Origin of the sequence: Coprobacter tertius (assembly GCF_024330105.1) — a bacterium.
GTDB lineage: Bacteria > Bacteroidota > Bacteroidia > Bacteroidales > Coprobacteraceae > Coprobacter > Coprobacter tertius.
In genome coordinates this window covers 140,273-154,375 of record NZ_JANDHW010000004.1, presented here as the reverse complement: position 1 = coordinate 154,375, position 14,103 = coordinate 140,273, and the positions used below count along the sequence as shown (strand labels likewise).

At 40.2% G+C, this 14,103-nt stretch carries 12 protein-coding genes; 10 read left to right on the top strand and 2 right to left on the bottom strand.

Annotated elements, in window-relative coordinates; genetic code table 11:
* The first annotated feature begins 1 nt into the window (after position 1).
* The 7 genes from atpG (at position 2) to NMU02_RS05425 (ending at position 7,168) form a co-directional block, all read left to right on the top strand.
* Entirely contained in the window at positions 2 to 880 is an 879-nt protein-coding gene (gene atpG, locus NMU02_RS05455) for an ATP synthase F1 subunit gamma (RefSeq protein ID WP_255026373.1), read from the top strand.
* 91 nt (positions 881 to 971) lie between these two features.
* The gene (locus NMU02_RS05450; RefSeq protein ID WP_255026372.1) at positions 972 to 1,442 is read left to right on the top strand and encodes a NuoI/complex I 23 kDa subunit family protein; all 471 of its coding nucleotides are present in this window, start codon (positions 972 to 974) and stop codon (positions 1,440 to 1,442) included.
* Between the two features lie 10 nt (positions 1,443 to 1,452).
* Positions 1,453 to 1,968 carry an NADH-quinone oxidoreductase subunit J family protein gene (locus NMU02_RS05445; RefSeq protein WP_255026371.1) on the top strand — a complete coding sequence of 172 codons (516 nt, stop codon included), beginning with the start codon at positions 1,453 to 1,455 and terminating at the stop codon, positions 1,966 to 1,968.
* Positions 1,969 to 1,989: 21 nt separating this feature from the next.
* On the top strand, positions 1,990 to 2,289 hold the full coding sequence (nuoK, locus tag NMU02_RS05440; protein WP_255026584.1) for an NADH-quinone oxidoreductase subunit NuoK: 300 nt from the start codon (positions 1,990 to 1,992) through the stop codon (positions 2,287 to 2,289).
* Positions 2,290 to 2,313: 24 nt separating this feature from the next.
* Positions 2,314 to 4,209 carry an NADH-quinone oxidoreductase subunit L gene (gene nuoL, locus NMU02_RS05435; RefSeq protein WP_255026369.1) on the top strand — a complete coding sequence of 632 codons (1,896 nt, stop codon included), beginning with the start codon at positions 2,314 to 2,316 and terminating at the stop codon, positions 4,207 to 4,209.
* A gap of 35 nt (positions 4,210 to 4,244) precedes the next feature.
* The gene (locus tag NMU02_RS05430) at positions 4,245 to 5,732 is read left to right on the top strand and encodes a complex I subunit 4 family protein (protein WP_255026368.1); all 1,488 of its coding nucleotides are present in this window, start codon (positions 4,245 to 4,247) and stop codon (positions 5,730 to 5,732) included.
* Between the two features lie 11 nt (positions 5,733 to 5,743).
* Positions 5,744 to 7,168 (top strand): NADH-quinone oxidoreductase subunit N, encoded by a 1,425-nt coding sequence (locus NMU02_RS05425; protein ID WP_255026367.1) that lies wholly within the window; start codon positions 5,744 to 5,746, stop codon positions 7,166 to 7,168.
* 59 nt (positions 7,169 to 7,227) lie between these two features.
* Here the strand turns inward: NMU02_RS05425 and NMU02_RS05420 are convergent, their stop codons facing one another.
* The gene (locus NMU02_RS05420) at positions 7,228 to 8,895 is read right to left on the bottom strand and encodes a DUF4153 domain-containing protein (RefSeq protein WP_255026365.1); all 1,668 of its coding nucleotides are present in this window, start codon (positions 8,893 to 8,895) and stop codon (positions 7,228 to 7,230) included.
* 225 nt (positions 8,896 to 9,120) lie between these two features.
* Between NMU02_RS05420 and NMU02_RS05415 the strand changes: the two genes are divergently transcribed.
* The 3 genes from NMU02_RS05415 (at position 9,121) to NMU02_RS05405 (ending at position 12,559) form a co-directional block, all read left to right on the top strand.
* Positions 9,121 to 9,804 (top strand): zinc metallopeptidase, encoded by a 684-nt coding sequence (locus tag NMU02_RS05415; RefSeq protein WP_255026364.1) that lies wholly within the window; start codon positions 9,121 to 9,123, stop codon positions 9,802 to 9,804.
* Positions 9,805 to 10,059: 255 nt separating this feature from the next.
* Entirely contained in the window at positions 10,060 to 11,010 is a 951-nt protein-coding gene (locus tag NMU02_RS05410; RefSeq protein ID WP_255026363.1) for a DUF362 domain-containing protein, read from the top strand.
* Positions 11,011 to 11,020: 10 nt separating this feature from the next.
* On the top strand, positions 11,021 to 12,559 hold the full coding sequence (locus tag NMU02_RS05405) for a 4Fe-4S binding protein (RefSeq protein ID WP_255026361.1): 1,539 nt from the start codon (positions 11,021 to 11,023) through the stop codon (positions 12,557 to 12,559).
* A gap of 117 nt (positions 12,560 to 12,676) precedes the next feature.
* Here NMU02_RS05405 and NMU02_RS05400 read toward each other — a convergent pair whose 3' ends face one another.
* Positions 12,677 to 14,095, bottom strand: a complete 1,419-nt coding sequence (locus NMU02_RS05400; RefSeq protein WP_255026359.1) for a glycoside hydrolase family 57 protein — start codon at positions 14,093 to 14,095, stop codon at positions 12,677 to 12,679.
* Positions 14,096 to 14,103: the final 8 nt, after the last annotated feature.

Here is a 14,103-nt window from a genome sequence, read left to right as displayed (position 1 = left end):
TATGGCAACAATGCGCGAGTTGAAGGGAAGGATCGGTTCGGTAAATTCTTCCCAAAAGATTACCGGTGCGATGAAAATGATCTCGTCGGCAAAATTGCGTAAGGCAGAGCAGGCATTACGTCATGTGTTGCCTTTCAGAGATCAGTTGCAAAATACCATCAATAATTTGTTGGGGGCCGATAGCGATTATCAATCGCCGTTGACCGAACAACGTCCTGTACAACGGGTAGCATTGGTTGTATTCGGTTCTGACGAAGGACTTTGCGGTGCATTCAACGTAGAGTTGATTAAAAAAATGAACGAGACCATAGACCGGCTGGTGGATGAACTCGGATATCGTCCTATGTTTACTGTTTATCCGGTAGGAAAAAAGGTTTATGGATTTGTATCAAAAATGCAGGGTATAGAATTGGGAGATGCACGTTATCTTAACTCTAAAAGTGGTGCTGAAGCGGTAAAACGTATGTCGGATGAACTTACCGCCCGTTTCCTCGACCATATTTATGACAAAGTGGTTCTTGTTTATGACCATTATAAAAGTGTGGGAACCCAGATACTGAGCACACGGGTACTGCTTCCGATCGAAATGAACAGACTGGGAACAGGTGTACAAGGTAAAAATTGCGGTCCGTATATTTACGAACCGGATAGTGAGACTATATTTAAAGTAGTGTTACCCTTATATGTACGCTCTACTTTGCAGGAAACTTGGGCAGAAAGTCGTACATCTGAACAAGCTGCCCGTATTATGGCTATGCAAATGGCAAATGATAATGCAAATAAGTTGCTCGACAGCTTGCAATTAGAATATAATAAACTAAGGCAACAGAGTATTACTGCAGAATTGCTCGATATATTGGGCGGTACAGTGCAGCAATAACCATTTTATACCGGAGAGTATATGCTTTCCGGTATATATTTGAACTGAAATAATATAAACATCAAATACAGACAGTATCAAATAACATTTTATGAAAAGCTTTAAAAATTACGTCGTCTCTTTCTGGAAGGGTTTATGGAGTCTTCTGGTGGGGATGAAAGTGACCGGGAGAGAGTTCGTGACACCAAAGGTGACCGAGCAATATCCTGAAAACAGGGCCACGTTGAAAATTGCCGATCGTTTCCGGGCCGAACTGACGTTGGTTTATGACAAGGACGGAAATCACAAATGTGTAGCTTGCGGTATTTGTCAGAACAATTGTCCGAACGGTACGATCGAAGTCATTTCATCTAAAGTGACAACAGAAGACGGCAAAACAAAAAGGGTATTGGATAAATATATGTATGACTTGGGAAGCTGTACGTTCTGTCAGCTTTGTGTCGTTACTTGTCCGCACGATGCGCTCGCTTTTTCTAATGATTTCGAGCAAGCCGTATTTACCCGTGAAAAATTGGTGAAACAACTCAATCATACTACAGAAAAACCTGTAGGAAACGAATAGTAGCAGTATTATGGAACAAGTAGCTAATCAGGTTATTTTTTATGTGCTTTCGGCAGCCATTGTTATATTTTCGGTACTTACGGTGACGACGCGCCGTATTCTACGGGCTGCCACATATCTCCTTTTCGTCTTGTTTGCCACAGCAGGGTTGTATTTTCAGCTCGACTACCATTTCCTGGGCGCTGTGCAGCTTGCCGTTTATGCCGGAGGAATCGTCGTTTTATTTGTTTTCTCTATTCTTCTTACCAGTTCTCCGGGTGAAAAGTCGGAACGTATCGTAAACAAGAAAAGGATACGTGGTCTGGTCGCTGCATTCGGAGGCGGAGCTTTGTGCCTGTATGCATTGCTTACTCATGTATTTTCTCCTTCTATGTACCTCTTTGGATCAGAAGAGTTAGACATGAAACAAATAGGCCATGCTCTTATGGGAATGGAAAAATATCAGTATATTTTGCCTTTCGAGGCGTTAAGTGTGTTGTTATTGGCGTGTATAATCGGAGGCATCATGATTGCCCGTAAAAGATAAGGAACTATGGAAGAAATACCTATGATTTATTATTTGGTGATCAGTGCCTTTATGTTTTTTGCCGGTGTTTACGGGTTTGTAACCCGTCGTAACTTGCTGGCGATACTTATTTCGTTAGAACTGATGCTTAATGCGGTGGATATTAATTTTGTCGTTTTCAACCGTTACCTTTTTCCCGGACAGCTCGAAGGATTTTTCTTTACGTTGTTCGCAATAGGTATAGCGGCAGCTGAAACGGCTATGGCGATAGCCATTATTATTAACATATACCGAAGTATACGTAATATATATGCTCAGAAACTTGACGATATGAAATATTGATAATAAGCTTATAAACAACGAACTATGGAATATACTTTTATTATACTCTTATTACCGCTCGTCATGTTTCTTTTACTTGGCTTGTGCGGACATAGAATGTCGCATCGTACTGCCGGCCTTTTAGGCACGACAGGATTGGGTGTGATAACGGTACTTGCCTACGTCGTAGCTTACCAGTACTTCTCTTTACCGAGAGTAGGAGCTGACGGGGGGGTGTACCCGACGATAATTCCTTTTAATTTCGAATGGTTGCGTTTTACCGATTCCCTTCATATAGATTTGGGCATTTTGCTCGATCCTATCTCGGTAATGATGCTGGTAGTAATTACTACGATTTCTTTCATGGTGCATCTGTATAGTATAGGTTACATGCACGGAGAAAAAGGTTTCCAGCGTTATTTTGCCTTTTTATCACTCTTCAGTTTCTCGATGCTGGGGCTTGTAGTGGCAACTAATATTTTCCAAATGTATATTTTTTGGGAGCTGGTGGGTGCATCTTCCTATCTTTTGATCGGCTTTTATTATACGAAAGCGTCGGCTGTTTCGGCGTCGAAAAAAGCGTTTATCGTTACTCGTTTTGCCGATTTGGGATTTTTGGTGGGGATTCTTATTTTGTCGTTTTTCTCTCAAACGTTCGACTTCCAGTCTCTTACTACCGGAAACCCATTAGCCTCTATGGCCGGGAAGACATTCCTCGGTTTATCGGTAGCTTCGTGGGCGATGGCTCTTATATTTATGGGAGGAGCCGGTAAATCGGCGATGTTCCCGTTACATATTTGGTTGCCGGATGCTATGGAGGGTCCCACTCCGGTATCTGCATTAATTCACGCTGCGACAATGGTTGTTGCGGGTGTGTATTTAGTCGCTCGTTTATTCCCGGTTTACAGTCAGGTTCCCGAGGTTCTCGACCTTATTACGTACGTGGGAGCGTTTACCGCATTGTATGCGGCGGTGGTCGCTTGTGTACAAACCGATATTAAAAGGGTACTTGCATTTTCTACCATTTCTCAGATTGCCTTTATGATGGTTGCACTGGGTGTTGCGAGCATGAGCCACGGTCTTGGATATATGGCTTCTATGTTCCATCTGTTTACACACGCTATGTTTAAAGCTTTGCTTTTCTTGGGTGCAGGAGCAATCATACATGCGGTGCATTCCAATGAAATGTCGTCGATGGGAGGTTTGCGTAAATATATGCCATTAACACATATAACATTCTTAATCGCTTGTTTGGCAATAGCGGGGATACCCCCGTTCTCGGGATTTTTCAGTAAGGATGAGATTCTGGCGGCTGCATTCGATAAAAGCATGTTCTGGGGTATCTGGATGACTTTGGTAGCGGGTCTTACAGCTTTCTACATGTTCAGGTTGTATTATAATATATTCTGGGGGAAAGAAGCTCATCATGAACATACACCTCATGAAGCCCCGAAAGTAATGGTTTTCCCATTAATGTTCCTTGCCCTTGTGACTTGCGTTGCCGGGTTTATCCCGTTCGGTGAATTTGTAACAAGCAACGGCCTCCCGTATCATATCCATCTCGAATGGAGTGTTGCCGGAACAAGCGTTGTGGTAGCGCTTATCGGTATTTTGGTGGCTACCTGGATGTATAAAACACCCAATAACCGTCCGGCCCGTATGGCTGCTTCGATGAGCGGCCTTTATAAGTGGGCTTATCATCGTTTTTATATCGACGAGGTATATCAATTTATCACTCATAAAATTATCTTCAACGGTATATGTTCTCCTATTGCGTGGTTCGACCGTCATGTCATCGACGGATCGATGAACGGCCTTGCCTGGATAACCCAAAAAGTATCTTATGGCATACGGGGGTTACAATCCGGACAATTACAGTGGTATGCTTGGGTATTCCTTGCGGGAGCTGTTATTATAGCGTTGTTAGTAATATGTCTTTAATACAAACGGAAACAAGATATTAAAAGAAAGAGACTATGAATTTTTTATCATTATTTGTGCTTGTTCCCCTTTTGATGATGGTCGGATTGGCTTTATCAAAAGGAATAAAACAGATACGATGGGTAGCTGTAGTGGGCTCATCCATTCAGTTATTGCTGGCGGTAGGATTAGTTTTCCTGTATTTGCAGGAACGTGCGGCCGGTAATACAGCCGAGATGTTATTTACGGCCAGCTCGATGTGGTATGCGCCATTAAATATTCACTATGCCGTTGGAGTCGATGGAGTTTCGGTGGCAATGATTTTGCTTTCGGCTATCATTGTATTTACCGGAGTCTTTGCTTCGTGGAAGCTCGAACCGCTGACAAAAGAGTTTTTCCTTTGGTTGATTCTTTTGTCTATCGGGGTATTCGGTTTCTTTATTTCTATCGATCTCTTTACTATGTTCATGTTCTATGAGGTTGCACTTATACCGATGTATTTGCTTATCGGTATATGGGGAAGTGGAAATAAAAATTATGCCGCAATGAAACTTACATTAATGTTGATGGGAGGGTCGGCATTTTTGCTGGTAGGTATACTCGGTATTTATTTTCATTCGTCAGTTGATGGTAACTATACAATGAATCTTCTCGAAATAGCACGTAACCATGCGATCCCGATGAGTGCCCAATATCTTTTCTTCCCGTTGACATTTGTCGGGTTCGGAGTTTTGGGGGCTATGTTCCCGTTCCATACCTGGTCTCCCGACGGTCATGCTTCGGCTCCTACTGCCGTCTCGATGCTGCATGCAGGTGTATTGATGAAATTGGGGGGATACGGATGTTTCCGTGTCGCGATTTATCTGATGCCCGAAGCCGCAAACGAACTGGCGTGGATTTTCCTCATCCTGACCGGTATCAGTGTAGTATATGGTGCTTTCAGTGCTTGTGTACAAAAGGATCTCAAGTATATCAATGCATATTCTTCGGTAAGTCACTGCGGATTGGTACTTTTTGCTATACTTATGTTAAATACGACTGCGATGACCGGTGCCGTATTGCAAATGCTTTCTCATGGACTTATGACGGCTCTGTTCTTTGCATTAATCGGTATGATATATGGTCGTACACATACGCGTGATATTCGGGAAATGGGTGGCCTTATGCAGATAATGCCCTTCCTATCGGTTTGTTATGTAATTGCCGGTTTTGCCTCCTTAGGACTTCCGGGGTTGAGTGGATTTGTAGCTGAAATGACGATTTTCGTAGGTTCGTTTGAACATACCGATATGTTCCACCGTGTATTTACCATTGTAGCTTGTACTTCTATCGTTATCACAGCGGTCTATATTTTACGGGTGGTCGGAAAACTGCTTTACGGAAAAGTATATGACGAGCATCACCTGCAATTGAAAGATGCAAGCTGGTTTGAACGTTTGTCGACGATAACCCTGATTATTGCCGTAGCCGGTATCGGTATGGCGCCGTCATGGATCTCAGACATGATCAGTCAAAGTATAAATGTAATTATTGAACGATTATAACAAGAAAGGGTATGGATTATTCAAATTTTTTAATGTTGCGCGAAGAACTGTCACTGATAGCAGTCATTGTATTGCTGTTTCTTTACGACACGTTCGGATCTCAAAAAAGCCTTAAATACTTTTCGGTAACGGCTTGTATTCTGTTGGCTGCGCATACTGTATTAAATAGTATACCGATGGGGAACGGGTCTGCGTTCGGAGGTATGTATAATACTGCTCCGGTGATTTCTGTTGTAAAGACCATACTCAATATTGGTACTTTGCTCATATTTATACAAGCGATTTCCTGGACGAAACTCGAGCATGTCGTTATACGAAGGGGTGAATTCTACGTTCTTACCCTGATAACCTTATTGGGAATGTATTTGATGATGTCTTCCGGGAATTTCCTCCTGTTTTTCGTGGGTCTCGAAACGGCGTCGTTACCTATCGCGGCCCTTGTTGCTATGGAGAAATATCGGCACGATTCTTATGAAGCTGCTGCCAAATATGTATTTATCGCCGTATTTTCATCAGCGCTTATGCTATTGGGGCTTTCATACATATACGGTGTAACGGGTACTCTTTATTTCGATGATATTGCTGCTCGTGTTGTTTCAACACCTTTATTACTGGTAGGTTTGGTATTCTTCATGGCCGGTATGGGTTTCAAAATATCGATCGTACCCTTTCATTTATGGACAGCCGATGTTTATGAAGGGGCTTCAACGCAAGTGACTTCGTATCTTTCGGTTATATCAAAAGGTGCAGCCGTATTTGCCTTTATGATCGTTCTTTTTAAGGTTTTCGCTCCTATTGCCGGAGTATGGCAGGATATTTTGTACGGACTCATTATCATAACCATAACTGTAGGTAATCTTTTTGCGATAAGACAAAAAAATCTGAAGCGTTTTCTCGCTTTTTCATCTATATCGCAAGCTGGTTATATCCTTTTAGGAGTTATTGCCGGATCCACGGCAGGAATGAGTTCACTAATCTATTACGTTCTGGTTTATATATTTTCAAATCTGGCCGCGTTCGGTGTAATATCGGTCATCGAAAATAAAACCGGAAAGTTGAGTATGGATGATTATAACGGTCTTTACCGTACCAATCCCAAATTGAGTCTGGCTATGATGCTGGCGATGTTTTCACTGGCCGGGATACCTCCCTTTGCGGGTTTCTTCAGCAAATTCTTTATATTTGCCGCCGCTGCGGGCCAGGGATATTATATACTGGTACTTATCGCCCTTATCAATACGATCATCTCGTTGTACTATTATTTGCTGGTGGTAAAAGCGATGTTTATCCGTCAGGACGATTGTCAGATCGAAGGATTTCGTTCTGATAACGCGATGCGTTTGAGCATCTCGTTATGTGTGGCAGGTATATTGGCGATCGGTATTGTAAGTGTTATATACGATCAGATATTTTCTTTCAGCAGGTTGGGGCTCTGACCATTTGATATAAAATAGGAAAGACGCGAAATTTTCGCGTCTTTCCTATTTTATAATATTTATTTAAGAAAGATATTGTCTATTCCTAAAGAAACAAGGGAGAGTGTGTCGTCCTGTATTTCGAACTTTAAGAACGAAAATACGATCATAAAATTTTTGTGACGATATATCATGAGTTCGTCGTTATGTTCCCGTATTTCTCTTTCTGAAGGGGACAGAGACGTAATACCGGCCTTTTTTAGTTGTTCCTGTTTTAGCCGATCATAAGATATTTCTAAAATTAAAACATCATTGTTTTTCATAATCAGCGTTTTATCATTATTATATATCGTCATTCCTCCTGTTTCATAGGGGTATACTAAAGAATAACCTTTACAGGAATAAGGTTTCTTGAATTTGGACAGGTAAATTGAACTAGATTTGTTTATGCCATCGATGACATAAGGTAACAATTTACGTGAGATTTCGGCTCTCGATACACCAAAATACGAAATCATGAATTCTCGCCCTTTTTCATTTTCGATATAACGAGACGCGTCGAGTAACCGGTTATATGAATTGGTCTGAATACTATCGATGTGAATCGTATCTACCGGTAAAATAATTATTCCGTTTTCGTATTTTAGATTTAATTCCGCGACCGCTTTTTTCACTTCCCGTATTTGTGAATAAATGCCTATATTACCAGCTGAAATTCCCGGTATATATGTGAAAGTGGCGAATAGAATTATAGTAAGTATCGTAGCATATAAATATTTCCCGGTTTTTCTTGACATAAACATAAACAGGGTCGCTGTCATGATGAATCCACAGATGACGAGATAGGTTCGGGATTGTGTCAAGCCATATTGGCAGATACGGTAAGAAACGCCTATCCAGAACATAGTAACGGCCGGTAGAGCGATAAAACTGAAATTTTTATAGTACCAGTTGTATAACGGTTTATATAAGAAAGGCTGTAATGATTTAGAAATGATCGCAATGATTGTAAAGGCGAAAACCATATAAGCGATACCCCCTTTGGGTAACGACCAGGAAAATAATATAGTCAGGAAATAAATATACAGGATAAGGGTATATATAAGTATGGCCGGGCTAATGATGTAATTGAGCAATATATCACCGAAGTTCCTTTTTTCGGCTTGCTTATATATTACCCGGCGAGAAATGAATGTAAAGAATAAAAGAGGAGTTCCGATAATAAATATAAACATCGAGAGATAGGATAAAAATTCGTTTTCGTTAAATAATTCGACATCGAAAATATAATTTATCGAATAATAGATGCTTACCAAAAGTAAAAAGGCGATTCCTGTAAATAAAACGGCATAGAAGGCGCAAAGTAAATAATGTAATGTATCCGACACGAAAAATGTGTTTTGCTTTTTCCATTTATGTATGGTAACTAATAAAATACCGATAAGAATTGTAATCGGGTAAGCTATAGATGTTACCCAATCGTCGACAAAAATAAAGAAGAAAGGCACGCATAACAAAGGCGAGAGATAGTATATAAAGCGATATTTTGTCTTAAACCAGTCGTTTAAAAGGTAAGACAAAATCATAAACAGAGGTATAACAAACCTGAATTGGGTATTATGAACCCAAACATGTTCTTTATAGAGAACACAAAGAAAAAAACAATAAACCGATAAAGCGGTTTCGGCAGGGAAATTACGTATCGTGAGCGTAATCTGCTTTAAAAAGATGGTGATTTTTTCTTTCATTTTATAATCAAATTAGTTCGTTTTCCACTATTTTATTATTAAACGATTTAAAATTATTGAATTTATTGTTTTAGCTAAACTTTTAGCTTAATTTTTTGTTTTAATTATGATATACATCTTATTATAATTTCGTCGTATCGTTAACGATATTTATTTATAATTTGAAATTCAATTAACAGTTACGGATATACTTTTTCTATATATTTGTATCACTAAAGATCAGACATGGGAATATATATTATATTTATAATATTTGCGTTGATAAGTTTTTTAGTTCAAAAAACTTTACAGCACAAATTCGAAACTTATTCTAAAATTCCTATACCGAATGGGCTCACAGGTCATGATATCGCAGAAAAAATGTTGAAAGATAACGGTATTTACGATGTAAAAGTCTTGTCGGTTGAGGGACGACTTACCGACCATTATAATCCGCAGACACATACGGTAAATCTGAGTCCCGACGTTTATTACGGAAACAATATTGCGGCAGCTGCAGTGGCGGCACATGAGTGTGGTCATGCTGTGCAACATGCCCAGGCATATTCCTTTTTGAATATGCGTTCCAAACTGGTGCCTTTCGTCAGTTTTGCGTCTCAATGGATGACATGGGTATTGTTGGCTGGTATTCTTACTTTGAAAGTATTTCCGCAATTGATGTTATTCGGTATTATTCTTTTCGGAGTGACGACCTTATTCAGCTTTATTACCTTACCGGTAGAAATAAATGCGAGCCGCAGGGCATTAGCGTGGTTGACCAACGCCGGAGTAACGAATGCTTATACGCATGATAAAGCGCAGGATGCTTTGCGTTGGGCTGCTTATACTTATGTTGTAGCAGCATTGAGTTCACTGGCGACACTTATATATTATATTCTTATTTTTGTAGGAGGAAGAAGAAACGACTGACTAAGCTTTTTATATATTTTCTTTGAATAAAAGATCAGGCTGCTTGTGTAAAGCAGCCTTTCTTGTTTTTTGTGTCTTGATCGATCTCTTTGTGTTTACATAGGTTCAGATAAGAAAGTAGTGTCACAATATTCCGTTTTTTGTGTCACGATCGTCTCGAGGAAGAAAAAATTAAATTTATGTTTAAAAAAACAAGAAAATAAATGAATTGTGAAAAGTCATAATACCTATATTTGTGTATATAAAAGTAAGAGTATGAAGAGACGTGAATTTCTAAAAGCAATGGCTGTCGCCGGCATGGCTGCTACTTATGGGTGTTCGGGTAGCGGGAATAAAAACAAGTTGGAAACAATGTCGCAAAAAGGGGTTGCCGCCCCGGGAGGGAATTATGACTTGGTGGCGGTGATGGGAGGCGAACCCGATGTCATGTTTCGTAAAGCGATTGTTGAGGCAGGGGGGATGTCACGTTATGTAAAACCGGGAAATAAAGTTGTTGTAAAACCCAATATCGGGTGGGATAAACGCCCCGAATTCGGCGCAAATACTCATCCGGCTCTTGTACGGGAGATTGTAAAGCAATGTTTTGAAGCAGGTGCCTCCGAAGTTGTTGTATTTGATCATACGTGTGATAATTGGCGCTTGTGCTATGCCAACAGTGGGATTGAAGCAGCAGCTAAGGCTGAAGGGGCAAAGGTTTTACCCGGAAACGAAGAAAGTTATTATTCTCAAGTAGAACTGCCGAAAGGTAAATCTTTAAAATCGGCATTGATTCATAAAGCTATTCTCGATTGTGATGTATGGTTGAATGTTCCGGTTTTAAAGAATCATGGAGGCGCTCAAATGACTATTGCTATGAAAAATCTCATGGGTATTGTTTGGGATAGAGGATATTTTCATCAAAATGATTTACAGCAATGTATAGCCGATTGCTCTACCCTTGATAAGAAGCCGGTATTGAATATTATCGATGCGTATCGCGTTATGCTTAATAACGGCCCACGAGGAACTAACCAGGGAGATGTAGTAATAACGAAAGCCCTTATTTTGTCTACAGATATAGTCGCCGCCGATACGGCTGCTACTCGTTTTTTTAACCAACTGCGGGAAATGCCACTCGAGAATGTCCCTTACCTTGCTAAAGCACAGGAATTGCGGTTAGGTACTATGAATGTCAACAATTTGAAAGTAAAGAAAATAAAATTATAATCCGGAAACCATGTTATTAAAGAGAATAAGACAAATATTGGCCGTATTGGTCATGTTGGGAATAACTTGCTATTTTCTCGATTTCTGGGGAATATTATCCCATAAATTTCATTTCCTCGAACACATTCAATTGGGGCCGGCATTGCTTTCGGGCGGTATGATCGCATTGGTAGCTGCAGTTATCGTGATCGTACTCAGTTTGGTTTTCGGCCGTATTTATTGTTCGGTTATCTGCCCATTGGGTATTTTTCAGGATGTTATCAATCGTATCGCTTTAGCGTTTAATAAGAAAAAGAAGTTTAAGTATATTGCTGAGAATAAGGGTTTGCGTATATCGTTCCTCGTATTCTTTTTTCTGGTGCTGGTTTTTAATATTGCGTTTCTTGTCGCTCTTATAGAGCCATATAGCATATACGGACGTTTTGTTAATAATTTGTTTTTACCTGTATTTGCGGGAATCAATAATGTACTGGCATATATTTTTAATCGTTTCGGAAACTACTCCTTATACCATATTGAGGTTTATATAGCCTCTGTGTCGTCGTTTATTATAGCTTTGGTTTCATTGGTTATCATTGTGGCATTGGCGTTCAAAAACGGCCGTATTTATTGTAATACAGTATGTCCTGTAGGAACTATGCTCGGGTATGTATCACGATTTGCATTATTAAAACCCTATATCGATGTCGAGAAATGTAACGGTTGTACGGTTTGTAGCCGCAAGTGTAAAGCATCCTGTATCGATGCGGCCAAGCATCGTATCGATTATTCCCGTTGTGTCGATTGTTTCGACTGTCTTACGGCATGTAAACAAGGGGCGATAAGATATACCTGGTTTCCCGGAAAAACAACAGAAAAGGAAATACAGAAAAGAGAGACAGGCGGTTTTGCTTCCCGGCGCTATTTTCTCGCGTTGTCGTCTTTAATGGTTGCTACTGCTGTTGAGGCGAAAGTCGTGCCTAAAGGTAAAATATCTCGGGGAAATTCGCCCCGTAAACAACCTATTGTCCCACCGGGAGGATTAAGTGCCGAGAATTTTATCGACCATTGTACTGCCTGTCATTTGTGTGTAAGCAAATGCCCTTCTAAAGTTATTAAACCGGCTTTTACTGAATATGGTTTTTCTGGAATTATGTTGCCTATGTTGTCATACGAAAAAGGTTTTTGTAATTTCGATTGTACGTTATGTTCGGATATTTGCCCTGCTCATGCGCTCAAACCGATAACACGGGAAGAAAAACATAAATTGAAATTGGGAGAAGTGCACTTCGATGTGGAAAGGTGTATTGTACATACCGATCACACGAGTTGCGGTGCTTGTTCTGAGCATTGTCCTACTCAGGCGGTAAGTATGGTTAAATATGAAGGAGAACTAACGATTCCTCATATCGAACAGGATCTCTGCGTCGGCTGTGGAGGTTGCGAATCGGTATGTCCGGCTATTCCTCAAAAAGCAATCTATGTAGAGGGGTTGTCCGAACATGGAGAAGCCCGTAAAATTGAGGAAAATGCATCGGAACGTATTGTTCTCGAGGATTTCGGGTTCTGATTTTATTACAGAGAATAACGTATATAAGGAATTATATAGTTTATACCTGATTAAATTATGAATAACGGCGGTACACATTATAAGATTTAATGTACCGCCGTTGTTTATGTATGCTGTTTATTTTTTTGTTTTTTTCGAGGATGAAGAAGTTTTCTTTTCCTGTACCTTTTTATCGGTATTATCGGTTTTCGGCTTTGTTGGAATTTTAGCTTGAGCAGTTTTTTTAGCTAATGCCGCAGCTTTCTTTTCCGCCTTAGCCGACTTTAGTTCTTTTTGTAAAAGTTCTATTTCAGAGGCCTGATTACGTATGGTTGTAATCAGCGAATTCAGTTCCTCGTTTTCGATCGACGCCGGATATTGGGCTTCTACACGAACGATGAAATCGCTAAGTACATTCATGTAATTGGTAAACGCTTCATAAGGAGTTTCATAAGGGCTATAATGGCTGTGTACGGCACCGTCTGAAAAATGTTTTGTGCACATATAATAAAAATGGTCACTCGTTTGCAAATAATTCCAGTCTTGTTTCAACCTTCTGTCATCGCAAAGCCTTACCCTTTCGGCAACAGAATAAAGTTTTTCGAATGCCTCGTTTTGCAGTACATTTCCTAACCATGCACTGGTATCCCGTTCTTCGTCGGCCCACGATATGGGGTAAGGCATCGATAATGAACCTACAGGTTTCAGTTTGGAAATTACCTCAGACGGTGTGGAGAAAGTAATGCCCATTCCCTCCGCAAAGCGCGGTAATGCCCGCATAAATTCGAAAATTCCGCTTTCTCGTGGTTGTAGTTCCCCTAAAGTCTCATAATTCATAAAGAGATTTATGATTTGCTCTTCTTCGGGAGTGTCGTGTATCCATCGCATAAATTTGTCTGCGGTGAGCGGGTATTCACTCCAGTCATAATTCGAAAAACGGAAAGTGATGTCATCGCTTACTTTTGAGTTTTTCAGTAAAAGCTTAAGTTTGGGAACAACTGTCGAATTGTATAGGTAGTTGGGGCTTTTCCATCCCAAAATATGTTTGGCACCTTCGGTAATACATCCTTTAAATCCGAGGGCCGAAACCATCGAGGCAATATCGTCTGAATATATCAACTCCGTATTGCGGAAAACTTTTGGCCTTACACCGAAAAGGGTTTCTATTTTATCGTCATGAGCTTTTATCTGATTGGCGAATTCTTCGGGGTCTTTTAAAGATGCCAGTGAATGTGCATAAGTTTCGGAAAGCATTTCAACACAGCCCGTTTTAATAAGTTCCTTCATGCTGTCGATAAATTCTGGAACATATATTTCGAGTTGTTCGAGTGCGATACCCGAAATGGAAAAGGCGGCTTTGAACTTCCCGTTGGAGTTTTTTATCATCTCGAGCAGGGTATAGTTAGCCGGTATATAAGATCGTTGTGCAATACGATGCATGATCTCTTCGTTGTTGAAATCGTCGTAATAATAGTGGTCGTTACCGATATCGAAAAAACGATAACGTTTCAGACGAAAAGGTTGGTGTATTTGAAAATAAAAGCAGATTGTTTTCATATCTTGTT